Here is a 26,487-nt window from a genome sequence, read left to right as displayed (position 1 = left end):
CGGATGACGTTAGCCCCAGATGGTCGGCGGAATTTGGATACGTTACTTATGCTACGCCGATTGTCGATGCCAATGGCATGCTTTATGTCGGAACTCACGACAGCAATTTGTACGCGATAGATTCAGCGGGCAATATGCGGTGGTCATTTCAGACAGGCGGTTCGATTACTTCATCAGCGGCCATCGGTGCCGATGGTACGATTTATGTGGGTTCTTACGATGGACATTTATATGCGATCGGGCAGGTTGATATAAATGCTCCGACTAACGTAACGGCAAAGGCTGGAGAAAGGTCTGTGCAGCTTGAATGGGAGGTGGTTTCTGATGCCTCCTCTTACGCAATCTATATGGCTACAGGATCAGAGCCGCCGGATACGCAGGATTTATCGAACTGGAAACCATTAAATGACGAGCCGCTTATGGACACATCATGGCTGGTTGATGAGTTAAAGGCAGGAACAAAATATTGGTTTGCTGTGCAAGCCGTTACTGAAGGGAATAGTAGAAGCCAGTTGTCAGCTCCGGTTAGCGCAACGCCGTATGCTGTGGTAAAAGCGGTGAATGATCTCAATACGCTTGAAATAAGCAAGCATATCACGAGCGATCAATTAGCGCAATATTTGCCAACCGAGGTTTCTATACAACTGCACAACGAGACGTTAGAGCCGGATGTGGGAGTCAATTGGGAAATAGTGAATTCTGATTACAATCCGGATCAATCTGGGACATATTGGATATCTGGAAGCTTGCAATTGCCCGAATATTATCTGAACCCGGATAAATTGAAGGCAAAGCTACAGGTTCGTGTTTTACCGGGGTCGAATGCCAAGTTGTCTGAGATTCGAATCAATGGTAAAATTTTAGAAAATTTCAATCCAGATCTGTTTACTTATTATTTGACGGTACCTTATTCAATGGATCGCGTGACAGTAACAGCTTCAACTTACGACTCATCGGCATCGTATGAGGTGATTGGTGGGCAAGAAGCGGTGCTCGAGATCGGTGACAATTCGATTTATATCCAAGTTATATCAGAAAATGAAAAGGAGGAGCGCACTTATTCTTTATACATTGAGCGCCAACTGCTAACGATTACGGAAATTTAAAGGCCAGATACGATATATGTGCCTTATAACACGAAGTTGCAGGATGTTTCCGTACCCGATTCGGTGTATGTTACGTTGGACGATCTTCGCACGATTGAGGTGCAAGTGAGCTGGAATGAAGTTCACCCTGAATACAATGGCAAGGTGGCTGGTCGTTATGAATTTATAGGCACCTTGCAATTGCCTGAGTGGGTGAACAATCCGCTGAATATCAAGGCGAAGGTAAGTGTGATCGTGCTGGACGAGCGTAAGCGAAGCTCCTCGTCATCACCGTCTTCCCGTACGGATCGTGTTTCCAGCGATGCCAAGCTTTCATCACTGGAAATATGGGCAAACGGTCGGATGTTAACTTTACAACCTTCGTTTGCTCCTGATGTGCATGATTACACCGTATTTACAGATGCAGAGGAAATGGTATTTATTGCTCAAGCAGCGCACGATGCGGCCGAAGTGTACGTTGATGGTGTACTTTTGTCACGCTCGGTGCCGATCAGCAAGAAGCTGACAAGTGGCAACAATGAGTTCACGTTTGTCGTTCGTGCGGAAGACGGTACCGAGAAGCGATATACGCTGACCGTGATTCGAGAGACGGCTACTCATGAATCGTCGATGCCATTTTCTGATATTGCCGGACACTGGGCGGAGGACTACATCATGCGTGCTGTAGAGAAAGGCATCGTCAGCGGTTATCCAGATGGCACATTTAAACCGAATCATCCAGTCACACGCGCCGAGTTTACTGTGATGCTGGCAGGTGCATTGAAACTGGAAGGTGACGGCTCCGCGCTAACTTTCACGGATCATGACCGGATCGGCGGATGGGCGAAGCAAGCCGTTGCGCAGGCCGTACAAGCGGGCATCGTGGATGGATACAACGATGGCAGCTTCCGGCCAAACGCACAGATCACCCGCGTAGAAATGGCGGTGATGATCGCTCGGGCGTTACAACTACAGCTTAACGCGAATGCGTCAACCGGCTTTGCCGATGATGAAACGATTCCGCAGTGGGCGAAAGGTGCGGTCGAAGCCATCCGCAAACTTGGCATTGTCGATGGCCGCGGCGGAAACCGGTTTGTGCCGAACGAAACGGCTACCCGTGCAGAAGCGACGGTGATGCTGCTAAGATTGTTGGATAGATGATAGAGCATCGTGCTGACAAGTATTTCCCTCCGATTGGGAAGCGATCAGTTCCGACGAATCCGGGGAACAACAGCAGTGCGTGAACAAGGCCATGCTTGCGATGGAAAGAATTGATCTGGAAGCCTTGGAGAAGGCGAGGAGTGGACTTTATGACGGACAATGATGTGGAACTTGCGGTCTCCGCACATTAGAAAGGAAGTGAAAGGAAAATGAGACCGTTTAAATCATCCGTTCTGTTGGCGGCGTTAGTTCTTTTTTTCGGATGGACCTGGACACAACTGTTTGGGAATGTCGGCATATCGGTTCAGGCCGCCGATGACGGTGCATTCGCGCCGTTAAGCAGTGATTTTGCCGGCGGCTCAGGCACGGAAGAAGCCCCGTATATTATCGAAACCGCTGAACAGCTGAACAAAGTGAGAGATTATCTGGATGCCCATTTCAAATTGGGAGCCGATATTAATCTTTCAACTTACAGTTCCGGAGAAGGATGGTTGCCAATCGCAACGGAATACTCTTCTCCTTTTACCGGAACATTTGATGGCAACGGCTATCAAATTACAGGTTTAAAGATCAACCGTGAAGATGAGAACTACCAATCTTTGTTTGGAGTAACGTCAGAAACGGCTGTCATCCGGAATGTCCATCTCGAGGTCGTGGAGATCAAGGGGTATGATTACATCGGCGGGTTAGTAGGGTATAGCTACGGGATGATTGAAAACAGTACGGTAACGGGAACCCTTATTCGAGGAGAAATGAAGGTTGGCGGGTTAGCCGGTATTGTTAGAAATGACGTGATCGGGTCATCCGCCCATATCGAAGTTGTCGGAGAGCGTGAAGTCGGGGGTCTGGCAGGTCTATTTAGGGGTTCGACTGGTAAAAAGATTACGATTCGCGATTCATTTGCAACTGGTGACGTTGCGGGCATAAATAATCTTGTAGGTGGTTTAGTTGGCATAATTTCATCGGGAAATATAGGAAGTGTCAATGAAATCACGAATTCATATGCGACTGGGGAGGTTAATGGAGACCAGCTTGTAGGTGGATTTGTTGGTAAAGCTGAAGCCCTTCCATCTGGTGTGGTCAGAATTAAGAACTCTTATGCGACAGGGAATGTCAACGGTAAGCAATACGTGGGTGGTTTGATCGGATTTAATGTTACAAATGGTTACGATTCGCCAATAAGTTCAGTGATAGAAGTTGAGCATTGTTACGCGACAGGCAAGGTAACAGGTCATTCTGAGACTGGCGGGCTGGTCGGGGCGAATAATGAATATGAAGAAAGAGGAAATATCATTGAGGTCGCCGGCAGCTACTGGTTGACCGATAGCTATACGGATGGTGAACTCCCTGACAATGGAATCGGAATACCTGTGGAAGAGGCGGATCTCCGCGATCCGGAAACATTTAAGGATTGGGATCTCACAGAGGGCTGGTACCAGTACGACGGACATCGGCCATTTCTCCAATGGCAAAACCCGCTCATCTCCTGGGCTGCGTCCATTGCAAACGATCAGTTGAACCTTGACGACAAGACCCACATTACCGTGAATACGGAACATCAAAACGGGGATCGCTACAATGCGACAACAACCGCCAGGTATAGCGTTGATCCGGATGACCCCGAAATTGTGCGTGTTGATCCTAACGGGGAGGTCAGCACCGTCAAAGGCGGCAAAGCGACGATCACCGTCTCCTTATTCGACAAGTCCGAGACTCTCGACATCGTCGTGGACAGCGGAAATCCGGAACCGCCGACGATCACCCTTCATCCCGACGGCTGGACCAATGCTGCCAAAGTGGAAGTGGCGATCGACCACAGCGCCGCTAACCCAAGGCAGACAGATGTTCACACGATTCGTGTGAAAGTCGGCGACAAGGAGTGGGAGGATCGTGCATTTAACGGTACACCTATCCGCTTAGAGGTGACGGAAGAAGGGCAAACGAAGATCCAGGCGCAAGCGATGGATGACATCGGCAATAAGAGTACGATCGTTGAGCGGACCGTGAAGATCAGCAGAAGCGGCCTGAAGCTGGATGTGGATTTGTATTTTACCGATAATGACAGTAAAGCATATCCCAGCGGAACGTGGACGAACCAAAGTGTGACCGCAGCGGTTTATGCTTCTCATGACCACGGGATCGCGCTGCGGCCCATTGCATATTCGTTGGATGAAGGAGCGGCTTGGGAGATTTATCATGATCCGCTCGACTTCACAACAGAGGGGCAGTACTCGCTTTGGTTCAGAGTGGAAGATGTATTAGGCAATGAAATGAGCGAGCATGTACTCATCCGTATCGATCACACGAATCCGGAGATCGAATTGAAACCCGACGGCGATGAAACCCTTTCGCGGACCATATCCAGTCAAGTCAACGTGAAGGACGACGGCAGCGGGATCGATGCCGCTTCCCTCCGTTATGTTTGGTCAACGAGTTCAGACCCGTTGGATGAACATGCATATTGGCAACCTTTCATTAACCAAAGCACGTTGAGTCATGCAGACAAAAACGGCGGCGACTGGTATTTGCACATTTACGCCAAAGATCAGGTTGGTCAAGAGAGTTACCGAATATCCCGGCGCTTTCGTTTAGAGCGGGAGCCGGTTTCTTCAGAACCGCCGAGTCCGCCTGTCTATATCCGCTCCGGCAATGCAACACTGAGGGAGCTCATCTTGTCAGAAGGCGCGTTGATACCGGAATTTTCGGGGGACATTACGACGTACAAGGCTTTGATCCCGCATGATGCTGACAGCATCCAGCTCACGATCCGTGCTGCACATCATCAGGCTGGAATCAGCGTGAATGGTCGGCAAGTCCGGAGTGATCAGGGAAGCATTCGCATCCCCTTGCACACGGATACGGATATCATTGACATCGTGGTCACTGCAGAAGACGGAACGCGCAGAACGTATTCCATCACCGTGGAACGTATGCAAGAGGAGATGCCGGACCCGCCTTCCCCGGAGCCGTTATTTGCGGATATTGCGGGTCATTGGGCGGAGCCGTTCATTCAGGAAGCCTATGCAAAAGGCATCATTGCCGGATACCCTGACGGTACGTTTAGACCGGATCATGCCGTCACCCGCGCTGAATTTACGTTGATGCTCGTTCGTGCCTTGCGGCTGGAAGGAGAAGCGGGAGGCGATGCGCCTGCTTTTGCGGACGGGGAGCAAATTGGCGAATGGGCAAAGCAAGCGATTGATTTGGCGGCAAGGGCAGGCATTGTTTCAGGATATGAAGATGGAACATTTCGACCTGGTCGCCCGGTCACTCGTGTGGAAATGGCGGTGATGATCGCAAGAGCAACAGGAGCGGAGTTGACCGACCATACGCACACCCGATTTGCAGACGATGCCCGTATTCCGGCATGGGCGAAAAGTTACGTGGAAGAGGTTCGTATCATGGGCATCATTCACGGTCGCGATCGCAATCTCTTCGCGCCGAATGAGACGCTGACCCGCGCGGAAGCGGTCACCAGTATCCTGAGATTGTTGGAGCTGTTGTCACAATAAGGTTTGGTGCAGAAGCGCTTTTGCTTCTGCACCTTTTTTTTGCGGCGTGCCCAGCTAAGCACGCATCTTCTAGCCGGTGAAAGTCCGGTCGCGGGAAGGGCCAAGCCCCCGCGTAGCTAGGATACCTACGTATGGCGAAATCTGTACGTAGAAGCGTATCGACGAAAGTACCTGTCAGAGGCAGGGCGAGCAACATACCAGGCCGTAACATGAAAGTGAATCCTGCCGCGTCGTCAAAAAGGCCTCGCAAGAGGGAAAAGAGGAAGCCGAGTCCCGCGTACATGGACGAAGGCCATGGAAGCTGCCTAGAACTTGGAGCGGCAGTGAAGAATCCTCCGGCGTAGAGGGAACGGCATGGTATGAAAGAGGATGCAGTGAACTGGGGAGGCCCTCCCCTGCACGGTTGCAGAAACCGTAAAGAGGCCTTCTATAAGCCCCAGAGGTGAAGTGAACGGTCTGCAGGAAGGGAGTCCGAGGGGCTCATAGTACCGTGGAACGCAGGACAACACAACCTGCGTGAGGGAAGGAGCCCTGCTTTGTTCAAGTTTCTTGAGGAGGTACGAGTCAGTGAATGCCAAACGGCTAACAACACCAGAGGAAAACGTTCAACAACTCCAAGGGAAACTCGGTCATGCGGCCAAGGAGAACAAGAAGCGAAGATTTCACGCGCTGTACGACAAGGTCTATCGGGTAGACATCTTATGGGAAGCGTGGCGAAGGGTACGAGCCAACGAGGGCTCGGCAGGAGTGGATGGAGAGACGTTGGCAGACATCGAGAAACAGGGAGAAATGCGTTTTGTGCTTGAATGTCAACGGCTACTGAAAGAAGGGAAGTACCATCCACAACCCGTTAGACGCCACTACATCCCGAAGAAAGATGGCAAACTGCGACCGCTGGGGATCCCGATGGTGAGAGACCGCGTCATCCAGATGGCGACCAAACTCGTCATGGAACCCATTTTCGAGGCGGATTTTCAGGACACGTCTTTCGGTTTTCGGCCTAAGCGGAGCGCGAAACAGGCGTTGGAGCGAATCCGGAAAGCATGCAACCGCAAAGGAAATTGGGTGGTCGACGTCGACATCCAAGGCTACTTCGACAACATCAATCAGGAGAAACTGATGAAGCTGATCGAAATGCGGATCAGTGACAGGCGAATCTTGAAGTTGGTGAGGAAGTGGTTAGGTGCGGGAGTGATGGAAGAAGGAAACATCCGACGCTCAGACTTGGGTACACCGCAAGGGGGAGTGATCTCACCACTGCTGGCGAACATCTACCTGAATTACTTTGATCTTCTGTGGGAACGACATGGCGGTAAGCTTGGGGAACTGACGCGTTATGCAGATGATCTGGTGATCATCTGCAAGACGAAGAAGTGGAGTTGTCAAAAAAAGTGCAGTTTGAAAACACCCTCATACAGAAATCCCGTTACTAAGCTGCTTGCGACAGCATTCTTTCGCGATAAATTGCTGGGGGCCATCCCCCTGGATTAGAGGTGTAGATCCGCTGTCTGTTGTAGTAGACCATGATGTATTTGAAGATGATCGATTTAACATAGGCCATCGGATAGCGCTCCGTGTTGATCTTGTACAGCTTTTCTTTCTTTAGCGTAGCAAAAAAGCTTTCCATCCTTGCGTTGTCATAGCAACGCCCTGTGCCGCTCATGCTCTGAATGGCATCTCGCTTAGCTAGACGCTCTCGGAATGCCTTGCTCGTGAATTGGCTGCCTCGATCGCTATGAAAAATCATTCCGCGAGCATTTCTTGCTTTACAGGCGTTCTCAAAGGCCTGGATGCAGAGGTGCTTGCACATGTTGACGTCCATGGCGAGGCCCACGATCTCTCCGTTGAAACAATCCAGTACCGCGGACAGATATAGCTTGCCGTCTGAACAAGGGACTTCGGTGATATCCGATAGCCACTTTTGGTTGGGTGCTGAGGATCTGAAGTCTCTCTGGATCAGGTTCTCGCTCTTTTGAGCTGTGGCATCCTCGCGTGTAATGCCGTTTGGATGACGCTTGGCTTTCTTCAGCAGGCCATGCTTCTTCATGATTCGGTAGACGGTGCTGTAGCTGGTCGTGATCTCTCTTTGTGACAGCGCTAGCAGAATACGTTGGACACCGTAATTTCGGTTATCTTCATGCTCTCCAATGATGTCTTTGATTTTGACCAGAAGAAGTTGCTGCCGCTCCTGTTTGGGTGAGGGCTTCAAGCTACGGTAGTAGCCCGATTCGCTGACAGCAAGTACCTCGCACATCTCCTTGACGGTCCATCGATCCCGTCGTTCACGGATGTACGTATAGAGCTGGCACGCCTTTACCGCTTCCGGTCTTTTACGAAAAAACCGAGTGCGTCCTTGAGAATTTCATTCGCGCGGCGCAACTCGCCTATTTCTCTTTCTAATTCGATTTCACGCGCAGTCTTATCGGCAGATGCATAAGCGCGTCCGCTCCCGATATGCGCTCCGTCGCCGTGCAGGGTTCTTCGCTTTCTCCATTCCTGCAATGTATAGTAGGCTACGCCTAACTGCTCGGCGGCTTTCTTTGATCCAATCTCATCGCTCAATCTTACTGCTTCTTCTTTGAATGCTTTGTCGTATCGATTCATTGTCTCCCGTCCTCTCGTCAGCTTTCATTTTATTTCATACGAGGGTATTTTTCGACTGCATTTTTATCGTAGCACTCCAAAGGACGCACAGCGGGCCTATGAACTCATACGAGCGATTATGGAACGCCTGGAATTAACCCTGCACCCCACGAAAACGCGCATCGTTGGACTTTGGACTGGGGAAGAAGGCTTCGATTTTCTGGGCATGCATCATCGAAAGACGAAGGCCGAAACATCCAAAGGCCAAGTGTACTACACAACCCAGCAGTGGTTGTGCCGGAAGGCGGAAGAGCGAATACGGGAAGGGGTAAAAGAGCGATTAGCTCCGCCAGGTATGCGACGCCTGAGTTTCGAAGAGCACGTGGAGTACCTGAATCCAAAGATTCAAGGCTGGCGCAATTACTACTACACAGCTTACAGCCAGAGGAAGATGGCGAAGTTGGATTGGTATATCCGGCAGCGGTTTGCGAAGTGGTATGCTAAGAAACACAAACGCAGACGATGGTTGAGTTCGCTGCGCGAAGTGAAGTCTTTGTCTATTCAATATGGACTTAAAACGCTCTTGTAATCTGCATGCTCATGATGACGAACATCGGAAAGCCGTATGAGGGAAAACCTCACGTACGGTTTGATGAGGAGGGGCTGGGCCCCGCCCAGCCTTTCACTCTAGCCCGGCATGGGTGCCGTGCTTTAGGGGAAAGTCCCAAGCGGGGGCTGGCGAGCACCTACCGTTAGCCAAAAGTAAGGGTGTCCATCGTGAGGTGGAATCTGAAGGAAGCTGGAGGCAAACACTCGACCTGAGATACACGAATCCAATGTGAGGCTAGTACAGTCGGACGAGTCTGCGAAACAAGGCGAAGTCCTAAGCCGCCAAGGGCTGTATGAGTATATTGGACAGGTGCATGGATGAAAGTACGCATCCTTATCCGGGGAGGCCTGCATGGCACGCCATCTGAGGATGGTAACCAAGGCCGTAAGGTTTTGCTGAGCGTGCAGGAGTCAGCAGAGGTCATAGTGCGTGAGTAAGGGACGCCTGAAAAAGGGAAGGGCCAAACGTCAACTCAGGGATGGATCAGACGTTTTCGAGAACGACGCGTTGAAGCAGAATTCCTATGGAACTCCTTCAGGGAAGTACGGGTGAAGCCCAGAGGACCTTGAAGTGATGGCTAAGCGTCGTCCGGCAAACTCCGAGCCCCATGAGTACTGGCCGCTTATACGACAACAATTATTAGAAGGGGCCTATCAAACGGCACCAGTCCGAAGGGTCGAAATCCCGAAACCCGACGGCGTTGTCAGATTATTTGGCATTTCGACTGTGGTAGATCGCTTTATCCAACAGGCTCTTCTCCAAGTGCTTACTCCTATCTTTGAAGCACATTTTGTCAATGACAATTGAAACCGATCGGGAAGATATAAAGCGGCTTTTTGCTCCGGTTGCACCGGGAATTAAGCTGCGAATTCAAGCATTAAGAGAAGTACATGAGGTAGGGATAACTACACAAGCGTCAATTTCACCTGTACTGCCGTTCACTCCGGATTTCCCAAAGTTACTGGAAGGTATCGTAGATCGGATATGGATAGATACACTTAATATCGGGGATGGTTCGATGGGGAAACACTCTGAACGACTCGGCATGCACCAGTTGTTCAAAGCCTATGGACTTTCGGAATGGTATCAAAAAGATATCCATCTCAGAGTAGAAAAGTACTTTAAAAAACATTCCCTCAAGAAATGATTCATGTTTCCAAAGAAGAAGCTTTTCCGGTCTTTGAGAAAGGTACTTAGTTCAGATGAAACCATACCTGGATACTAATTCACAGGCTATATAGTTTGCCCCTTAAGGATAACTCTCAACATAACTGTCGCAATATAAGCACAAGATAAGACAAGGCTTTTCCAGAAAACCAACGAAATGGAGTTTATACATGTCAGTTTTACGCGATTTCGAAAATGCAGAGCACGCCTTAATTCGATTTCATTCCATCTACCATACTGGAGATGTTTTTGGCAGTAGGAGGGCAGAACAAGTGCAGCTTATTCATTCATTGCATGCAGGGTCGAGCGGTAGACAATGACCAGCACCTATATATATAATGAGTAATCTGAACAACCTGCAGCGCATTAAGCTCTTAACAAATAAAAGAAAGCGACCCGCCAAATTCGAGTCTCCTCCCATACCAATCATGTTCGTAACTTACAAAGTCACAATTATAGTTAAATAACTCAGGTCAGGATATAGCTTTAAAGTGAAGTAATACCGGACTGGAAAACAACATATCGAATTTGCAAACTAAGCAAAAAAATCAATGAATTTCCATAAAATCAAAGTATAATCGGAGAGAATTAATTCCACAGATATTTACATAAGATCAAAAAGCAGTAGAGCCTTTCTTGAAAAGCTTCCTGCTTCTTCTGAACTCTCTTGAATTATTCTTCGGGATCCACCAGTTCACTAGCTTCCACCCTCAACGGGATTTTCTTCACTTTGTTCAGTTTCCTTACATGTAAAGCTGGTTATTGACCGAGATGTAATCGCGACAGCATTAAGTGGCCATTTTTAATTTTTTTCGGCAACAGATACATCCCATCTTTTCTGTAACCGAGATTAAACTCTCGGCGCATGTGGATGATGATCTCGAAATACTCACATTATTTTCCCTCAAATTGATTCATCATTTTTTTGAGCTTTCTGACAAAGCTCAGAACCTCTCTTGTTGGGACCATTTCTTCCATACCTCGCCATTATTATAGCTTATTATGCCAAAGATTTCCACTGTACAGAGAGCTTTCTATCATTATTTTTCATAGAAAGGTCCGATTTTGACTTCAAAATGAAACGGATGATAGAGGGGCATGTCCCCTGCTGTTTTTCTGTACCTTGAAAATCAAATACCATCCATTCCAGTACGTTCCCCGCATGTCTAGGAAAGCCAAATTGCAGGTGCGCCATGACCATTCTGTTTTTTTTTCGATCTATGTTTGAAGTAGCAGGGTGAGAGCGATTTTTGTCCATGCAATAATAAATGGTGGTTCCATTTAAGGCGATGACCCATGCGGGGGATAATGATACTTCCGTCCAGCCACAGCTCTGCTTTTAGGCAGATCACGCAATGGGGGCGGCTTGCAGCGATCCTGGGAGAGGTATTCGGACTATACCTATGAGGCCGTTAACCACCGGCCGCTGGAATTGGATTTATGCGATATAACCAAAACAAGGAAGAACAGAGATGCGTATAAGGTTATCGTCCTTTGTCGCATCTCTGTTTAAGATGTAATGAACCAAACGGGGGGCTTATGATGAGTCGAAAATTAATCAGATATAGCATGCAAATTGCCATGTTGAAACAATTATTCGCTCTGTCATTGATTTCGGAAAAAGAGTTTACTCTTATCAAAAACAAAACCATGAAGGAATACGATGTTGTTTCAGACCTGACTTCTTGATTCATACAATTGTTGGTCTGCTTAACTCTTATTACACTGATCGTGATAATAAGACGAAAGGAGCCTTAACAATGGGGTATGCAGTTGAAGTAATCAAAGCCAATCGGAAGCTATCAGATCGTGTTGGAGGAAGGCCAGACCGTCTGCGCGTTGCTCCTTATGCCAGAGTGAGTACCGACACGGAAGAACAGTTAAGCAGCTATAAGTCGCAAGTTGCTCACTATACAGATATGGTTAGCCAACGAAACGATTGGATATTGGTGGACATTTACGCGGATGAAGCCATCACTGGAACCCAAGTGAAGAAACGTGATGATTTCCAACGACTGATAAAGGATTGCATGGATGGCAAAATTGATATGGTTATTACCAAGTCCATTTCAAGGTTTGCCAGAAATACTGTAGATACTTTGAAATATGTTCGCATGTTGAAAGAAAGAAACGTTGCTGTATTTTTTGAGAAAGAAAATATCAACACGCTTACCATGGATGGGGAATTGTTGCTAACCATTCTAAGTTCGGTAGCTCAACAAGAGGTTGAGAATATTTCTTCTATTGTAAAAATGGGCTTGAAAATGAAAATGCAACGTGGGGAACTGGTTGGATTTCAAAGCTGCCTTGGATATGACTATGATCCCGTTACCAAACAGATATCGGTAAACGAAGAAGAAGCTAAGATTGTACGCTACATCTTTGAGCGCTATATTTCTGGTGTTGGTGCATACGTGATTGCAAAAGAACTGATGGAATTTGGATATAAGACGAAAAGAGGGAATCCCGAATGGAATGATACAACTGTTCTAGGCATTATTAAGAATGAGAAATATAAAGGTGATCTCCTTCAGGGAAAGACGTTTACTCTCGATCCGATTTCCAAGCGCAGACTTGAAAATCATGGTGAGGAAGATCAATACTACATCAAAAATCATCATGAGCCAATTGTCAGCGAAGAAGTCTTTAACAAGGCACAGGATATATTGCACCGTAGAGGAAAAAATCGCGGGAAGCTTAAACAAGGCAGTAAACGGGAAAAATACAGTAGGAAATTCGCTTTTAGCAGCAAGTTGGAATGTGCGTTCTGTGGTTCCAACTTCTCTCGGCGGAGTTGGAATAGTGGTACATCGCATGAAAAGACAATTTGGCAGTGTACCACTAACACGAAGAAGGGAAAAAGATTTTGTCCGCACAGCAAAGGAATAGAAGAAAAAATTATTGAAGGTGCATTTATTGAAACGTACAAATTAGTTTGTAGTAATCATAAGGATGTGTTAGACGAATTATTAATCAGAATGGAATCCGTATTTAGTGACCAGAACAATCAAAAACAATTGAACAAAATTATAAATGAAATCCAGGCGATTGAACATAAGCGCTGTAAACTGATCGACTTGCATCTGGAAGAAAAAATAGACCGCCCAACATATGAGCGTAAGTTTGAGGAACTCGAATCCACGTTGACCGAACTGCTCGACGAAAGAGAGGGATTGGAGGAAGCGGCGCAAGAAGAAATCAATATCGAGAAAAGAATTGAACATTTCCGCAAAGTGCTTCAAACGAATGCCATCCTGTCTACATTTGACCGGAATGTGTTTGAGAGCGTCGTTGATAAAGTTATAATTGGAGAGAGCCTTAATGAAGGTAACCCTAATCCTTATAAGCTAACTTTTATCTATAAAACAGGCTTTACGAGCAGCGTTCAAGCCAAGATGGGCAGGCAAAATCGAAAAAAGCCCTCAGTAAATGAAAGGAGTGATTCATGTTCCTATTCCCAACTCAACACATGTGGAATCCTGTACACTGCTCGTGCGAAAGGACAATTAAATCGGAGATGATTGGCCAAATCAAGAGGGGTGAAAGAGCCCCTCTTTTTTTTGACGTATTTTAGCATGGTAACATTAGCTAAACGAGGTTATCTTTTGTGCAATCATGTTAGTCATGGCATGTTTGTGAGGAATCCCTGAAGAATTGCAGTCGAAAACGATTTCCGAACTGTCCTTCATGAGCCAGTCGTGATAATGCGTGAGTAACTCCCCAGAGTACCATTTATAGGCATTGGGTTCTTTTTCAGGTGGCGGAGCAATAAACGGTTTATTTACAAACACATTAAAGACATGAATGCCGTTTTCGTTTGTAAACTGCTTATAATTATCAAATATCTCTTTACGATATTCCGGCTTTATGTAGTGCAGCACACCACTTGAAAAAATAATGTCATAATGAGTATCTAAACGGTAATCCAAAATATCTGCCTTAAAGACATGAACGTGAACTCCGGTTTTTTCAGCGAGGCTTCTTGTCTTCTCAATCCCCGCGTCAGAAACGTCAAATGCGCTAACCTCATATCCATTTCTTGCAAAGAATACGGCGTCTTTCCCTTCGCCGCAACCAATATCCAGTAATCTCAGGCGTTTGGTCGGAGGCATAAGTTGCAAGACCTGATAGCATGCATCATTAGGCTCAGTCCCCCAGTAATAATCTTGTGTTTTATATTCTTCCTCATAAATCGTAATCCGTTTGTCCTGCGCTGTATACCCAAGAAGTTTATCGATGCTTACTTCTAACGTTCTCGATAACTCAGGGAGTAATGCAATATCAGGCATCGACTGAGCATTCTCCCATTTGGAGACTGCTTGGAAAGAAAGCCCAAGGATTTGTGCAAGCTCTTCTTGGGTAAGTCCCTTCTCTTTGCGGTATATGGCTATGTTCCTTGCTAATGTTTCCTTCATGATCTCTCACGCTCCTTCTAGTAAACCAATTGTATTGGAGCTGCCTGCAATGAACAATAACTTCATATTTGAGCTTTTATATTATTCAACCACCAGTTGAGCCAAGAATAATTCATAGAGCCGCTTCCTGAGAGGGCGTAAGTTAAAGCCGACAGAGTCTATCATTGCTGAGAAAAAGCAAACCATAAGAAATGGACGCTTTTGATTCGATATAAAATAGGGCTAAATTGCGAGTTTCATCGGTGTATAATATGGAAAGGACTGATGATGATGTTGGAAAGATCCAGAAGAAAGGACATCGCATCAAGAATCGTCAAAGCGACGCCGCACGCAGTCTATGGAGCATTCATGAATCCTAAGGCACTCGTTGCCTGGCTTCCGCCGGAAGGGATGGAAGGCCGGATCGACGCATTCGATGCCCGTGAAGGCAGCATTGAATGCAACATATATGCCCGATAATAGATGCGGCAGATCAAGCGAAGGAGGAATGAACATGACAAAGATGGAGTTATCGCCAGAACAACGTGAAGAACTACTCCAAACATTGAAAGCCCGTTTCGAGAAAAACATGAACCGCCATCCAGGACTTGAATGGGCCGACGTACAAGCAAAGCTTGAAGAAAATCCTGAAAAACTGTGGTCGCTCCATGAAATGGAGGAAACCGGGGGAGAGCCGGATGTCGTTGGTTACGACGGCAAGACAGGCGAGTACATATTCTATGATTGTTCGGCTGAAAGTCCAAAAGGCCGCAGGAGCGTCTGCTATGACCGCGAAGCGCTGGAGTCAAGGAAAGAACATAAACCGAAAAGCAGTGCCGTCGAAATGGCAGCTGCCATGGGCATTGAGCTGTTAACGGAAGAGCAGTACCGGGAGCTGCAGCAGCTTGGCAATTTCGATATGAAGACATCGAGCTGGGTGATCACACCTGAAAGGATTCGAAGACTCGGCGGGGCCCTCTTTTGCGATCGCCGTTACGACACGGTCTTTGTATACCATAATGGAGCGGAATCCTACTATGCAGCCAGGGGGTTCCGCGGCTCGCTAAGAGTCTAAAAAGCAGGGAGTCGGCGCTGCTGCGGGGCTTCCATGGTTTTGGATTGTACTAATAGATCCGCACGTCGATTGAGAATTTTTAATGGAATAGGAAATGTTTTTAGGGAGCGTCTTTTTGGGCGCTCTCTTTTTATTTGGCTGGCAGGGAATGGGGCTATCTTTGGTAATTATTATTATATCAATTTAATATGTTTACTTATTATATTATTTTGATATAATAAAAATCGATCAAACGAATAAGGAGGAAAACACGATGTTTAAGAGTGGCAATGTAACGGTGATGGTGTCGGATATGAAGAAGGCGGAGCAATTTTATGTCGAAACCCTTGGATTAAAGCTGTTGCCTGAAAGCGACGGGCATTTTGCGCAGATCGAAGCACCAGGGTTGACGATCGGACTCCTGCATCTAGCCGGCGAACATGGGGGTGACCCGGTAAATTCGGGCAGCATGTCGATTGGCTTGGAGGTAGAAGAAATGAAGTCGGCCATCGAGACACTTAAGTCTCGCGGCGTAGAGTTCCATCATGCTGTAGAAGGCGAAGCCGCCAAAGTCGTACATTTCAGTGACCCTGACGGCAATGCCCTCTATTTGGTTTGTAACCGATAAGCCAAGGATATAGAGACAAAGTAAGGAGGCATCTTCCCATGGGGCCGAAAACCAACGTCATTATGGTCGTCGCCGGACTGCTGGCGGCGATGTTTATCGGCGCGTTGGACGCGACAGTCGTCGCCACCGCGACGCCGCATATCATTACGGATTTGCATGGCCAGAACCTGTTCAGTTGGGTGTTCGCCGTTTATACGCTGACTACTTGCGTGGCGACGCCCATTTTCGGCAAGCTGGCCGATTTGTTCGGGCGCAAAGCCGTGTTCGCGGTCGGCATCGGTTTATTCGTCCTCGGTTCCATATTGTGCGGGGCTGCACAGTCGATGCCTGAGCTCATTTGGTTCCGGGCTTTGCAAGGCTTCGGTGCCGGGGCGCTCGCGCCCGTATGCTTTACGATTATCGGCGACTTGTTCTCGGGCAAGCAGCGCGGCAAAATGATGGGGATTTTCTCATCCGTTTGGTCTGTGGCTGGCCTTCTAGGCCCACTGATCGGGGGGTATTTCGTCGATCAGGTGTCATGGCGCTGGATATTCTACATCAACGTGCCGATCGGTGCCGCGGCCCTGCTGCTTGTCGTCCTATTTTTGCACCAACCGATCGAACGCCGGGCGAAAAAGATCGATTACCTCGGAGCGCTGACCTTTACCGTATCCTTCTCTACGCTCCTTTATGCACTGCTGAGCGGGGGAGCCGAGCATTCGTGGAATTCCCCGTTGATTGTGGGGCTGTTCATGGCATCCGCCGTATTTTTAATGCTGTTCCTCTGGATTGAGAAACATGCGGATGAACCCATGATCCCTTTGTCGATTTTCCGGATTCGCGTATTGAACGTGACCAATATCAGCGGTTTTCTGACGTTCAGCATTACGACAGGGTTGACGGTTTACACGCCGATCTGGATTCAGTCGGTGCTCGGGAACTCCGCGACGAGCTCGGGACTGATCGTCATGCCGATGTCCCTGGCCTGGCCGCTTGCCGCCAACATCGCCGGCAGGCTGATGTACCGGGTCGGGGCGAAAACCTCGATTGTATTCGGGTCTGCGCTGGTAGTGGCCGGCTCAGTCTGGCTTATTGCGCTTCAGTTGAACTCCCCTTACGTATTCTGGATTGGCATCCTCATTCTAATCGGGCTGGGAATGGGCTTCGTGGCGACACCGTCCACGGTTGTCGTGCAATCGGTCGTCGGCTGGGAGCAACGCGGCGTCGCGAACGCTTCCAGCATGCTGTTCCGTTCGCTGGGCCAAACGGTCGGCATCGCGGTGTTCGGTACGATTTATAACCAACATGTGACATCCCTCAGCTCCAGATCGGAGCTGGCTGCCGGTTTGCATGCCGTTTTTCTGCTCCTGTTCGGCATAGCGGTTGCGAACATGCTTGCCGTGATGCTTCTGCCAAAACGTCGTAATATGATGGCGCAGCAGCAGGTCGGGGGATAGAGGAGTGGACAATAGGCCGACAATCGGCCCTCCAAACGGATAGATAGGACTCGGAAAAGTCGCGGCGACCGCGGCTTTTCTGTTTTTTCAGCCCACCGTATGTTATACTGTTGTTTACTTAATAGCAGTAGAACGGATAAGGGAGGCCATTCGCTTGTACGAATTGTTCATACTCGGCGAATTGATGAATAACCCGATGCACGGCTATTTGCTGCATCAGATTTTGAACGGAATTGTTGGACCTACGCGAAAGGTCAGCTGGGGGGCGATTTATCCGCTTATCCACAGCATGCTTGCAGACGGTCTGATCGAACAGGTTCCCGATGAACAACCGGAGGGTGCCCGGCAGGGAAGAGGTAAAAAGGTAAAGACTTATAAACTTACAGATGAAGGCCGAATTCGTTTTTTCCGGCTGATGGAAGAACCGATTCCATACTCCCCGGATTACGAGCTGCATTTTTATACGAAATTGAAAAACTTTGAAATGATTAGCAAGGAATTGCAGTTTTTGATTTTGCACCAATACAAGGATTACCTGCGTTATGAAATCCGTCATGAAGAAGAACGGTTGGAATATGCTAGCAAGGACGAGCGGATTCCTGCCGGAGAGCAGCGCTACATTCAGATCTTTTTCCGGCATCGACTGGAGAAGCTCCGCTTTGACGAAGAGTGGGTTTTACAGTTAATCGATGGCCATCGAGCGGAAGGAAAAGAGCTTGAACGGGAGTAAGAGCTGATAAGCTTAAAGCAAACCATGAGAAGTGGTCGACCATAGTGAACTCGAAATGACAATGTGTCGAAAATATGGACTGAAATAATAGAGAAGAGGGGCATGCCCCTCTTCTTGTTTTTTTAATCAGCTCTGGTGAGATTGAATCGTATTAAGACCCTCACCAAGTGGATGGCGAGGGTCAGTTCCATATCCGTTGTACCTCCACAAGGTCTTGATCGCTGAAGCTTAGCTTGTAAATGTCAGGCATATCCAGCTGTCTCCAGAAGCTAAAATCAAACCGCGGATCGAAATGGCTCATGATCAACACCATGATGTTTCCATGAGTCCCGATGGCGATGTTGTTCCCTTTATACTGTTCCAGTACTCTTTCAAGTGCCCGGACCCCTCTCGATTGGGCAGCCTGATTGGACTCTCCGCCTTCCCAGGCGAAAGAGGAGTCCTCCCACACCTTGGCGACTGCATGCTCGAAGTCGTCGACGGGGTGCTCTGATAATAATCGTTCTCGAAAATCTTCTTCGAGGATGATCCCGGCCCCGATTCGTTCCGCTAGCCCCTCGATCGTTTGAACGGCTCTCTTATACGGACTCGATATGAGGACATGAATATATTCAGGCTCCAGCAGCTCCGCAACTCTTGCAGCGTCCTGATGTCCGCGTTCCGATAAGGGTCTGTTTCGTTCATCCGGGGAATATACCGAGTGCGCATGCCGAACGAAATAGAGGTTTGTCATCATGTGCGCCAACCAACTCTCTTCTCAAGATTATGCACCATATTTTAACATATCGATTGATGCAATATAAGCTGAATGATTGAACGGGATTAGGAAGAAGCAGCGTAGAAGCCTCTATTGCTTCACCATCCGCTCCCGGAATATTGGATATTGAAATGGGTGTTGACAGGGATTATTTGGAAGGGGTATACTGTGTGAAATTTAATCAAGGGAAAACGCAATGAATGGGAACAGTAAGGAGCTGCATTGTTCAGAGAGCTGTCGGTTTCGGTGGGAGACAGTCAATCAGGCCCTGAAGCTCACCCATGAGCGGTAAGGCTGAATTTCAGTAGGTCTTAACGGATGACCTCCGTCAGAAGGTTCCAAGATCATTCGCGGATTCTTTAGGCGTCCAGCGAATTGAAAAAGAGTGGTACCGCGAGGGAAAACCTATCGCCTCTTTATAGGCATAGGTTTTTTTTATTTGTAACAACAAACCATGAATAAAAGGCAGGGGATCGGCATGGAACATGTGATTGAATACTATTCCCGGTTCGATGAGTGGGGAAGGCTGGATCGGGAACCGCTCGAATTTATCATTAACTGGCATTATATGAGGCATTATTTGCCTTCAAGCGGGAGGGTATTGGATAACGGCGCAGGGCCCGGAAAATATGCGATGGCATTAGCGGAGCAGGGCTATCAAGTCACCCTTTCCGATTTAACGCCCCGACTTGTTGAAACGGCCAGGGAGAAGGCGGCCGAACGGGGGCTCATGGAACGCTTCGCCGGCTTTCATGTATTGAATGCAACGAATTTAAACGGTTTGCCCGATGAGTCCTTCGATGCCTCGCTCATGTTAGGACCCCTCTATCATTTGCAGCGGGAAGAAGAACGAATTCGTGCCGTTCGAGAGCTGTTCCGTGTTACGAAGCAGGAAGGGATGGTGTTTGTTGCTTTCCAGAGCCGAATGCGGATGACATTGACGTCGTTACAATTCCCGGATTTCTGGAAGCCGAATAACACGATGGATGCGATCGATCGGTTCCGCAGGACCGGGATATTTAATCACGCCGATCCGGGGCGCTTTACGGGTGCGTATTACTTCAACATTGATGAGATCAAGCCCTTCATGGAAAGCCATGGATTCGAAACGATCGATTTGATCGGCTCTTCTAGCATCGGCGGCTTGCTGTCGCAGGAACAGATGCAGGCATGGGAGGACAAGGGCGAGTCTGAACAGCTGCTGAACACGCTGATTGATATGGCAAGGGACCCATCCATTGCGGGGATCTCCTCTCATTTGCTGTACATCGGCAAAAGGAAATAGCGGCAGAACCGTGAAATTATACGTACGCCAACGAAAAATACATCGATATATATAAAAGGATAGGGGAGGAGCACGGTTGGAACGTATCATCAGCATCGCGAAATCTGGGCATCAAGGATTGTCAGCCGCCGCCATAAACTCGTTCTTTACGCGGCTTGAGCAGCAGGCCCTGGAAGTGAATCATTTTATTCTGCTGAAGGAGGGGAGGTCGGTGGCCGAATGGTACCGCGCCCCCTACCGGAAGGAATGCCTCCAGCTGCTGTATTCCTTGAGCAAAAGCTTTACCTCGATCGCAGCGGGGATCGCCTGGGATCAAGGATACTTGGAGCTTCACGACCCGGTCATCTCGTTCTTTCCCGATGAACTCCCGGGCCGGGTGTCACCGAATCTTGCGAAAATGACCGTGCATCATCTGTTGTCCATGAGCACCGGCCATCTCGGCAACATCTATCCTGCAATCGCGAGGGAGGAGAACTGGGTCAGGGCGTTCCTTGCCCAAGAAGTCGAGCTTGAACCGGGAGAACGCTATTGCTACACCACGCACGCTACCTATATGGTGGCCGCCATAATCGAGAAGGTGACCGGCCAAAGTCTGGTTGATTTTCTGATGCCCCGCTTGTTTGAACCGCTGGGGATTTCAAGGCCAACCTGGGAGACGTGCCCGATGGGCATCGCGGCTGGAGGAATGGGTCTCAGTCTTACCACCGCAGACGTGGCCAAGTTCGGCCAGATGCTGTTAAACCGGGGGATGTATGAAGGCAAGCGAATCGTATCGGAGCGGTATATTGAGCTTGCTACATCCGAGCAGAGCGATAACCGTCCAGGCGTAGAACGGGTCGACTGGGCACAAGGGTATGGGTATCAGTTTCACCTATGCCGCCGGGGCTGTTACCGGGGGGACGGCTCCTTTGGCTAGATGTGCTTTGTGACCCCTCGCGAAAACATCGTCATTGCAGTGAACGCCAGCTTTAAGAGTATGGCCCGCCTTCAGGTTCTGCTGGATTTGATTTATGAAGAGCTGCTGGACGCTAAGGAGATTCAGCAGTCCGAGGACCTTCAGGACGATCCCCGACTGCAGCAGACCATAGCTTCCATCAGCTCCAAGGAGCCGGAAATACGGCCGATACCGGCCGGTGTACCGGATCTGCATCTTCGCACCTACGGATTGAGTGACAATGACAATCCGCAAGGGCTGAACCGAATCGGTTTTCGCTTGCGGGACTCTAAGCTATCGCTTCTGCTGGGCTATGGTCGTGAGGAGGACAGCGAGCAGCTCCTGGAGCTCGACTTTACGCAACCGGTGCAAACGCGGCATAGGTTCCATAAAGATTTGTCCATGCCTTTGCAAGAGGTGGTGGCCTATGCTGCTTGGCTGGATAAACGGACGTTGCGGCTGAATCTGTATTATATTGAAACGCCATATGTGGTTACCTACACGATGACGTTCGAGGGAGAGAGCATCGATGTCCAATTTCAGATCAACGTCTCCTTCCATTTGTCCGATTATCGGGCTTCCGGGAGGCTAATGAATAAGAAGCTTTGACTTCGTATGCAATCATTCGAATTGATGAAAGGGAGATTGTGAGCGATGAGTGATTGGAAGGAATTAACCAAGGAGTCGCAGGTGCGTTGGAATGAGATTGCGGGCTTTTGGGACGATTACATGGGGGAGCATAGCAATCGTTTCCATCGCGAGATCATCCGCCCGGGCACGGAGCATTTGTTGGAAGTATCGGAGGGTCACGAGGTGCTGGACATCGGCTGCGGCAACGGCAATTTTGCCAGAAGATTAGCTGAACTGGGCGCCAATGTGACGGCTGTGGACTACAGCTTCGAGATGATCCAACGGGCGAAGGCAAGATCGGCCGGCGCTCTGGACCGTATCGATTACCGGGTCGTCGACGCAACCGATCACGGTGCGCTGCTCAGCCTCGGTGAGGAGAGATTTGACCGCGCTGTCTCCAATATGGCGCTCATGGATATCTCGGATATTACGGTGCTGGCAAACGCGCTCCGTAAGCTGCTGCGTAAGCACGGGACCTTCGTGTTCTCGATCATGCATCCATGCTTCCAGCCGCCGGGTCTGCACAAAATTCACGAAAAGGTGGATAAGGACGGACACATCGTCTCTGAACACCGTATTCAAATTTCCAAGTACCTGGAGCCGGAACCGATGGAATCGATCGGCATTCAAGGCCAGCCGGTTCCTCACCTGGTATTTCACCGGCCGCTGTCGTATTATATGAACGTTTTCTTTAAGTGCGGCTTTGTTCTTAACGGGCTGGAAGAGCCCAGCTTTCATAAAGACGGTCTGGAGCAGGGTAAGTTCGACTGGTACGAGATTCCGCCTGCCGTTATCTTCCGGTTCCGAAAGGATTGAGGACGGACGATGACGCAGCTGAGGAACATTTATGTCGTGAGGCATTGCCAAGCCGAAGGGCAGGCACCGGAAGCCAGGTTAACCGGCATCGGCATGCTGCAGGCGGCAAGGCTTGCCGAGTCTTTCTCGGATCACGCGATCGATTGTATGGTTTCAAGTCCATATGCGAGGGCGCGGCAAAGTATTGCCCCGCTTGCCGAACGGTTAGGCTTGGAGGTAACCCTGGATGAAAGGCTTACGGAGAGGGTATTATCCGGATCGCCTTCACCCGATTGGCGGGAGAAGCTTCGGCTTACTTATGACGATATGGGCTTATGTTATGATGGCGGGGAGTCCAGCAGTACGGCGATGAAGCGGGCCGTTCAAGCGGTTGAGGATATTCTAAACCAAGGCTGCCGCAATGCCGTCCTCGTTTCGCACGGCAATCTGATCTCGTTGCTGCTGAAATATTTTGATGACCGGATCGGATTCAAGGAGTGGGAGGCGCTAACCAACCCGGATGTGTATCGGTTGTCCTTTCCGATCGATGGCGGAAGTCCAAGCTTGCTTCGGATCTGGCCCGCATGACTTTTTCGCTGATTGCATGACCTTATAAGCGGATTGCAGGATCTGGGTGAATATAGAGGTCTTAACGACTTCACAAATTTTATAGCTGTAATTATGCATCTGCCTCTTGACCCTGACACTAATGTCAGGGTTTATGATAGGTTCAAGATCATGAAGGAGGTGGCGTTAACGGTATGAAAATCGGAGAGCTTTCAGCCCGGACCGGCGTGAGCATCCGTTCGCTCCGTTACTATGACAAGCAAGGCTTGCTCACGCCGACTCGCCTTGAGAACGGCTACCGGGAGTACTCGCCGTTTGCGGAACAGCAGGTACGGACGATCCAGCTATATCTTAATCTCGGGCTATCGACAGAGCAGATCGCCGGCTTTCTCCACTGCGTCATGAAGAATAAAGAAGCGTTCTGTAAGGAGGTCGTCCCGGTGTACCGTGAAAAGCTGGCCGAGATCGAGGAACAAATCGCTCTGTTGTCGGCGGTGAAGTCCAACCTGGAGGAACGCATCCGGTCCATTATGGAAGAAGATCCGCCAAATCAACCGCTGGGAGGAGAATGAGCAATGAGCCTGCAAACCGTCAGTACATCAGCATTTCGCAGCGCGGTGCGCCAGAAGGATGTAGTTTTGGTTAGTTTTAGTACGAAATGGTGCCCGCCCTGCAAAGTGCTTCGCCCGATCCTTGAGGAGCTGGGGAATGAAAAGGGGAATCGCCTGTCGGTGCTGCAAGTCGACTGTGATGCGTCGCCGGAGCTTGCTGCACGTTATGGAATCATGTCCACGCCGACCGTCATCGTGTTCCATCAAGGCGAACCGGTCAATAAACTCGTCGGCTTGAGACCGAAGAAGGCCTATGAGGCGGCGCTTGCGCGCTATGCCTAACGGCGGCGAAAAGACGGGGAACAAGGGCGTGTGCCGGAACGTACAAATGGATTTTGCGCGATGAGGTATAACTGTGGTTAAGGGGAGCTGAATGCTCCTCTTTTTTTATCCAGCGACGGGAACTAAGGGATATAGCCGCTTTGGTAAAGAATGATTTACACTGAAAATCCCCTGGGGGTCGCCCGGGTACCTATGCTATACTATGGGTGTTTTTGATTTCGTTAAAGGAGGCTTGTCCTTAGCATGTGTTGCATCGCATACATTCGGATTCGGTAATGAGGGTACAGAGCATTTAGATCCTGCCGTTTTTTGATCAATGACGGCAAGGTTTATTTGAGCTGTGCCTTTTTCATTACTAAACGAATGAATGAGGTGCATATTTGTGTCTAAAAACAATCGACATTGTCATCATAAATCGAAGAACAATCCTAAAAATTTCTCCGCGCAGCATCGGTTGATCAACAAACGGCTCGTGCTTGATATGATTGACCTCGCGCGCATCCAACGCCACGAAACCGTTCTGGATCTCGGTGCCGGGACAGGAGCGATCACCTTTCCGCTCGCGGAAAGAGCGGCTAACGTCATCGCCGTCGAGACCGATCCGGAGTACGTCAGCAAGCTGAGGAGCCGCGCAGAGGCTGGGCACATGCAGAATGTCCGCGTGGTGCCGGCAGATATATTACAGATTCAGCTTCCGCGCCGGGAGTTTGTCGTGGTCGCGAATATTCCCTACTCGATCACAACACCGATTCTGGGAAGGCTGCTGGATCATCCGGCCGTCCCCCTTCAAAGAGCCGTGCTGCTGGTGGAGCTTGGGGCGGCCAAACGTTTTACCGGACGGCTCGCGCGGAATCCGCGGATGTTAGGCTGGAGAATGAGCTATGAGTTCCAGCTTGTCCGAGCGGTCGCGCCCTCGAATTTTTCACCGCCGCCGAAGGTGGATTCAGGCATCCTTACCATTCGCAGAAGGAAAGATCCTCTGGTTCCTCCAAAGCATCATGCCAGGTTTATGGCGCTGGCAGCTTATACCTTGCGATATCCGGATCTCCCACTGCCAGAGGCATTGTCCGGGGTATTCACCCCGCCGCAAATGACTCGGTTGATCCGGCAGCTTGGGGTCGATCGAGGATTTCCGGTCAGCCGGTTGGACGAAGCGGGGTGGGGACAGCTATTCTCCGCGATGCTGAAGCATGTTCCGCCGGAGCGGTGGCCGAGAACGCCGCTGCCTGGATTCGGTAAACCGAAAAAGCGGAGGTAGTCCAAGAAAGCGTATGAATCGATCAAGCTGGCAAATAACCAAGAGAGGCGAAAGAGAGGCGACACGCCTCTCTTTTTTGCTTTTTGCTTATGTTCTCCTCATTAATATAGGTAGTCCGCCTCTTCACCAGCTGCCGGTATGTTATGATAGAAGAAGTTTGAACCTTTTATTGGAAATGATGCTAAAGGAGTTTCATATCTATGAAATCCAGAACGAAAGCCTGGTCCTTAATCGCGATCATTCTCGTAAGCTGTATCGTGATGGCCTATGTGGATGCTGTCATAAGGCCGAATTATGCGGTCAAATCGGTCATCAAAATGCTGCTGTTCCTTACGCTGCCGATCGGCTATGCGCTGATGGGCGGAGGGGTTCCGTTTCGGAAGCTGTTCAACTTCGAGAAAAAAGGTCTGCTGGCCTCGCTCCTGCTCGGAGCCGGCGTATTTGCATTCATCCTTGCCAGTTATGCTCTCATCGGGCCGCTCTTTGATTTTTCACGGGTGACCGGAGCCCTTCAGCAGCATATCGGCGTCAACGCCGGCAACTTCGTGTTCGTCGCGATTTACATATCGTTTGTGAACTCGCTGCTGGAGGAATTCTTCTTCCGGGGCTTTGCCTTCTTCACCTTGAAGGATCAAGTCGGCCGCACATTCGCTTATCTGTTCAGTGCGGGAGCATTTGCCGTCTATCATATTGCGATGATGACCAGCTGGTTTACGCTGCCGCTGTTCCTGCTCCTGATCGCGAGCCTGTTCATCGCGGGCCTGCTGTTTAACTGGCTGAACGAGCGAAACGGCAACATTTACGCTTCCTGGATGGTTCATTTGTGTGCGAATCTCGCTATTAATACAATTGGATTTATATTGTTTGACATCATATAGAGACAGGTCTAGAGACAGGCCGAAGACACAGCTGGTCAAGATTGCTCTTGGCCGGCTTTTTTGGCATTGACCTTCACATGATGTGATGGTTTACAATGCGAATACATCGAAACGAAAAAGGAGCTGCTGC

Annotated in this window: 25 protein-coding genes, 2 pseudogenes and 1 other annotated feature; of the genes and pseudogenes, 23 read left to right on the top strand and 4 right to left on the bottom strand. The window is 49.2% G+C overall.

The window, feature by feature from the left end; all coding sequences use genetic code 11:
* Positions 1–77 precede the first annotated feature (77 nt).
* The 4 genes from NST44_RS29235 to ltrA all read left to right on the top strand — a co-directional run bounded on the left by NST44_RS29235 (position 78) and on the right by ltrA (position 7,249).
* Positions 78–1,106, top strand: a complete 1,029-nt coding sequence (locus NST44_RS29235) for a cadherin-like beta sandwich domain-containing protein (protein WP_083832634.1) — start codon at positions 78–80, stop codon at positions 1,104–1,106.
* Between the two features lie 18 nt (positions 1,107–1,124).
* Positions 1,125–2,246, top strand: a complete 1,122-nt coding sequence (locus NST44_RS29230) for an S-layer homology domain-containing protein (protein WP_007130935.1) — start codon at positions 1,125–1,127, stop codon at positions 2,244–2,246.
* A gap of 209 nt (positions 2,247–2,455) precedes the next feature.
* Positions 2,456–5,758 carry an S-layer homology domain-containing protein gene (locus NST44_RS29225; protein WP_007130934.1) on the top strand — a complete coding sequence of 1,101 codons (3,303 nt, stop codon included), beginning with the start codon at positions 2,456–2,458 and terminating at the stop codon, positions 5,756–5,758.
* A 567-nt stretch (positions 5,759–6,325) separates the two neighbouring features.
* Positions 6,326–7,249 carry a group II intron reverse transcriptase/maturase gene (gene ltrA / locus NST44_RS29220; protein ID WP_340901306.1) on the top strand — a complete coding sequence of 308 codons (924 nt, stop codon included), beginning with the start codon at positions 6,326–6,328 and terminating at the stop codon, positions 7,247–7,249.
* On the opposite strand, the gene NST44_RS29215 is transcribed toward ltrA, so the two are convergent.
* Together NST44_RS29215 and NST44_RS29210 are read right to left on the bottom strand one after the other, a co-directional pair.
* Entirely contained in the window at positions 7,188–8,048 is an 861-nt protein-coding gene (locus NST44_RS29215) for an IS3 family transposase (RefSeq protein ID WP_138919336.1), read from the bottom strand. The genes ltrA and NST44_RS29215 overlap by 62 nt on opposite strands.
* A gap of 23 nt (positions 8,049–8,071) precedes the next feature.
* Positions 8,072–8,362 carry a transposase gene (locus NST44_RS29210; RefSeq protein WP_007130931.1) on the bottom strand — a complete coding sequence of 97 codons (291 nt, stop codon included), beginning with the start codon at positions 8,360–8,362 and terminating at the stop codon, positions 8,072–8,074.
* A gap of 118 nt (positions 8,363–8,480) precedes the next feature.
* Here NST44_RS29210 and NST44_RS29205 point away from each other — a divergent pair, with 118 nt between their 5' ends.
* The 5 genes and pseudogenes from NST44_RS29205 (at position 8,481) to NST44_RS29185 (ending at position 13,639) form a co-directional block, all read left to right on the top strand.
* A complete protein-coding gene (locus NST44_RS29205) occupies positions 8,481–8,930 on the top strand; it encodes a group II intron maturase-specific domain-containing protein (RefSeq protein WP_007130930.1) in 450 nt (149 codons plus the stop codon).
* Positions 8,931–9,563: 633 nt separating this feature from the next.
* Positions 9,564–9,743, top strand: a pseudogene (locus NST44_RS29200) (group II intron reverse transcriptase/maturase); the annotation flags it as partial.
* 4 nt (positions 9,744–9,747) lie between these two features.
* A complete protein-coding gene (locus NST44_RS29195) occupies positions 9,748–10,098 on the top strand; it encodes a hypothetical protein (protein WP_050954049.1) in 351 nt (116 codons plus the stop codon).
* A gap of 196 nt (positions 10,099–10,294) precedes the next feature.
* Positions 10,295–10,387, top strand: a pseudogene (locus NST44_RS29190) (GTP cyclohydrolase); the annotation flags it as partial.
* 1,491 nt (positions 10,388–11,878) lie between these two features.
* Positions 11,879–13,639, top strand: coding sequence for a recombinase family protein (locus NST44_RS29185; RefSeq protein ID WP_007130928.1), 1,761 nt, complete (start codon positions 11,879–11,881; stop codon positions 13,637–13,639).
* Between the two features lie 63 nt (positions 13,640–13,702).
* Here NST44_RS29185 and NST44_RS29180 read toward each other — a convergent pair whose 3' ends face one another.
* Positions 13,703–14,533: a methyltransferase domain-containing protein gene (locus NST44_RS29180; RefSeq protein ID WP_007130927.1), complete on the bottom strand. Its 831-nt coding sequence runs from the start codon at positions 14,531–14,533 to the stop codon at positions 13,703–13,705.
* A 264-nt stretch (positions 14,534–14,797) separates the two neighbouring features.
* On the opposite strand from NST44_RS29180, the gene NST44_RS29175 reads away from it, so the two are divergent.
* The 5 genes from NST44_RS29175 to NST44_RS29155 all read left to right on the top strand — a co-directional run bounded on the left by NST44_RS29175 (position 14,798) and on the right by NST44_RS29155 (position 18,360).
* A complete protein-coding gene (locus tag NST44_RS29175; protein WP_040738919.1) occupies positions 14,798–14,992 on the top strand; it encodes a hypothetical protein in 195 nt (64 codons plus the stop codon).
* Positions 14,993–15,026: 34 nt separating this feature from the next.
* Positions 15,027–15,587 carry a DUF4256 domain-containing protein gene (locus tag NST44_RS29170; RefSeq protein ID WP_007130925.1) on the top strand — a complete coding sequence of 187 codons (561 nt, stop codon included), beginning with the start codon at positions 15,027–15,029 and terminating at the stop codon, positions 15,585–15,587.
* 253 nt (positions 15,588–15,840) lie between these two features.
* Positions 15,841–16,194, top strand: a complete 354-nt coding sequence (locus tag NST44_RS29165) for a VOC family protein (protein WP_007130924.1) — start codon at positions 15,841–15,843, stop codon at positions 16,192–16,194.
* 38 nt (positions 16,195–16,232) lie between these two features.
* Positions 16,233–17,630 (top strand): MDR family MFS transporter, encoded by a 1,398-nt coding sequence (locus NST44_RS29160; protein ID WP_007130923.1) that lies wholly within the window; start codon positions 16,233–16,235, stop codon positions 17,628–17,630.
* A gap of 154 nt (positions 17,631–17,784) precedes the next feature.
* Positions 17,785–18,360 (top strand): PadR family transcriptional regulator, encoded by a 576-nt coding sequence (locus NST44_RS29155; RefSeq protein WP_007130922.1) that lies wholly within the window; start codon positions 17,785–17,787, stop codon positions 18,358–18,360.
* 181 nt (positions 18,361–18,541) lie between these two features.
* On the opposite strand, the gene NST44_RS29150 is transcribed toward NST44_RS29155, so the two are convergent.
* Positions 18,542–19,096, bottom strand: a complete 555-nt coding sequence (locus NST44_RS29150) for a histidine phosphatase family protein (RefSeq protein WP_084046568.1) — start codon at positions 19,094–19,096, stop codon at positions 18,542–18,544.
* Positions 19,097–19,304: 208 nt separating this feature from the next.
* Positions 19,305–19,536, top strand: a binding site (T-box leader).
* Between the two features lie 59 nt (positions 19,537–19,595).
* Here NST44_RS29150 and NST44_RS29145 point away from each other — a divergent pair.
* The 9 genes from NST44_RS29145 to NST44_RS29105 all read left to right on the top strand — a co-directional run bounded on the left by NST44_RS29145 (position 19,596) and on the right by NST44_RS29105 (position 26,357).
* Positions 19,596–20,402 (top strand): class I SAM-dependent methyltransferase, encoded by an 807-nt coding sequence (locus NST44_RS29145; protein ID WP_007130920.1) that lies wholly within the window; start codon positions 19,596–19,598, stop codon positions 20,400–20,402.
* A gap of 76 nt (positions 20,403–20,478) precedes the next feature.
* On the top strand, positions 20,479–21,318 hold the full coding sequence (locus tag NST44_RS29140; RefSeq protein WP_340901302.1) for a serine hydrolase domain-containing protein: 840 nt from the start codon (positions 20,479–20,481) through the stop codon (positions 21,316–21,318).
* Positions 21,319–21,945 (top strand): hypothetical protein, encoded by a 627-nt coding sequence (locus tag NST44_RS29135; RefSeq protein ID WP_340901301.1) that lies wholly within the window; start codon positions 21,319–21,321, stop codon positions 21,943–21,945.
* Positions 21,946–21,990: 45 nt separating this feature from the next.
* Positions 21,991–22,782 (top strand): class I SAM-dependent methyltransferase, encoded by a 792-nt coding sequence (locus NST44_RS29130; protein WP_007130918.1) that lies wholly within the window; start codon positions 21,991–21,993, stop codon positions 22,780–22,782.
* 18 nt (positions 22,783–22,800) lie between these two features.
* Positions 22,801–23,349, top strand: a complete 549-nt coding sequence (locus NST44_RS29125; protein WP_040739052.1) for a histidine phosphatase family protein — start codon at positions 22,801–22,803, stop codon at positions 23,347–23,349.
* Positions 23,350–23,522: 173 nt separating this feature from the next.
* Positions 23,523–23,900 (top strand): MerR family transcriptional regulator, encoded by a 378-nt coding sequence (locus NST44_RS29120; protein ID WP_007130916.1) that lies wholly within the window; start codon positions 23,523–23,525, stop codon positions 23,898–23,900.
* A 3-nt stretch (positions 23,901–23,903) separates the two neighbouring features.
* The gene (locus NST44_RS29115) at positions 23,904–24,221 is read left to right on the top strand and encodes a thioredoxin family protein (RefSeq protein WP_007130915.1); all 318 of its coding nucleotides are present in this window, start codon (positions 23,904–23,906) and stop codon (positions 24,219–24,221) included.
* Between the two features lie 382 nt (positions 24,222–24,603).
* Entirely contained in the window at positions 24,604–25,479 is an 876-nt protein-coding gene (gene erm, locus NST44_RS29110) for a 23S ribosomal RNA methyltransferase Erm (RefSeq protein ID WP_007130914.1), read from the top strand.
* 200 nt (positions 25,480–25,679) lie between these two features.
* Positions 25,680–26,357, top strand: coding sequence for a CPBP family intramembrane glutamic endopeptidase (locus tag NST44_RS29105; RefSeq protein WP_007130913.1), 678 nt, complete (start codon positions 25,680–25,682; stop codon positions 26,355–26,357).
* The last annotated feature ends 130 nt before the right edge of the window (positions 26,358–26,487 follow it).

This window comes from Paenibacillus sp. FSL W8-0919 (assembly GCF_038003785.1).
Taxonomy (GTDB): Bacteria; Bacillota; Bacilli; order Paenibacillales; family Paenibacillaceae; genus Paenibacillus_AQ; species Paenibacillus_AQ lactis.
The sequence above is the reverse complement of the archived record's forward strand: the minus strand, read 5'-3'. Positions and strand labels throughout refer to the sequence as shown.

Excerpts from the sequence above, each read along its gene's own strand:
- NST44_RS29115 (WP_007130915.1), top strand. The coding sequence starts at position 23,904 with ATGAGCCTGCAAACCGTCAGTACATCAGCATTTCGCAGCGCGGTGCGC.
- NST44_RS29145 (WP_007130920.1), top strand. The coding sequence starts at position 19,596 with ATGGAACATGTGATTGAATACTATTCCCGGTTCGATGAGTGGGGAAGG.
- NST44_RS29165 (WP_007130924.1), top strand. The coding sequence starts at position 15,841 with ATGTTTAAGAGTGGCAATGTAACGGTGATGGTGTCGGATATGAAGAAG.
- NST44_RS29210 (WP_007130931.1), bottom strand. The coding sequence starts at position 8,362 with ATGAATCGATACGACAAAGCATTCAAAGAAGAAGCAGTAAGATTGAGC.
- NST44_RS29120 (WP_007130916.1), top strand. The coding sequence starts at position 23,523 with ATGAAAATCGGAGAGCTTTCAGCCCGGACCGGCGTGAGCATCCGTTCG.
- NST44_RS29195 (WP_050954049.1), top strand. The coding sequence starts at position 9,748 with ATGACAATTGAAACCGATCGGGAAGATATAAAGCGGCTTTTTGCTCCG.
- NST44_RS29180 (WP_007130927.1), bottom strand. The coding sequence starts at position 14,533 with ATGAAGGAAACATTAGCAAGGAACATAGCCATATACCGCAAAGAGAAG.
- NST44_RS29105 (WP_007130913.1), top strand. The coding sequence starts at position 25,680 with ATGAAATCCAGAACGAAAGCCTGGTCCTTAATCGCGATCATTCTCGTA.
- NST44_RS29170 (WP_007130925.1), top strand. The coding sequence starts at position 15,027 with ATGACAAAGATGGAGTTATCGCCAGAACAACGTGAAGAACTACTCCAA.
- NST44_RS29150 (WP_084046568.1), bottom strand. The coding sequence starts at position 19,096 with ATGATGACAAACCTCTATTTCGTTCGGCATGCGCACTCGGTATATTCC.
- NST44_RS29205 (WP_007130930.1), top strand. The coding sequence starts at position 8,481 with ATGGAACGCCTGGAATTAACCCTGCACCCCACGAAAACGCGCATCGTT.
- NST44_RS29135 (WP_340901301.1), top strand. The coding sequence starts at position 21,319 with ATGTGCTTTGTGACCCCTCGCGAAAACATCGTCATTGCAGTGAACGCC.
- NST44_RS29235 (WP_083832634.1), top strand. The coding sequence starts at position 78 with ATGCTTTATGTCGGAACTCACGACAGCAATTTGTACGCGATAGATTCA.
- NST44_RS29185 (WP_007130928.1), top strand. The coding sequence starts at position 11,879 with ATGGGGTATGCAGTTGAAGTAATCAAAGCCAATCGGAAGCTATCAGAT.
- NST44_RS29130 (WP_007130918.1), top strand. The coding sequence starts at position 21,991 with ATGAGTGATTGGAAGGAATTAACCAAGGAGTCGCAGGTGCGTTGGAAT.
- NST44_RS29175 (WP_040738919.1), top strand. The coding sequence starts at position 14,798 with ATGATGATGTTGGAAAGATCCAGAAGAAAGGACATCGCATCAAGAATC.
- NST44_RS29225 (WP_007130934.1), top strand. The coding sequence starts at position 2,456 with ATGAGACCGTTTAAATCATCCGTTCTGTTGGCGGCGTTAGTTCTTTTT.
- NST44_RS29160 (WP_007130923.1), top strand. The coding sequence starts at position 16,233 with ATGGGGCCGAAAACCAACGTCATTATGGTCGTCGCCGGACTGCTGGCG.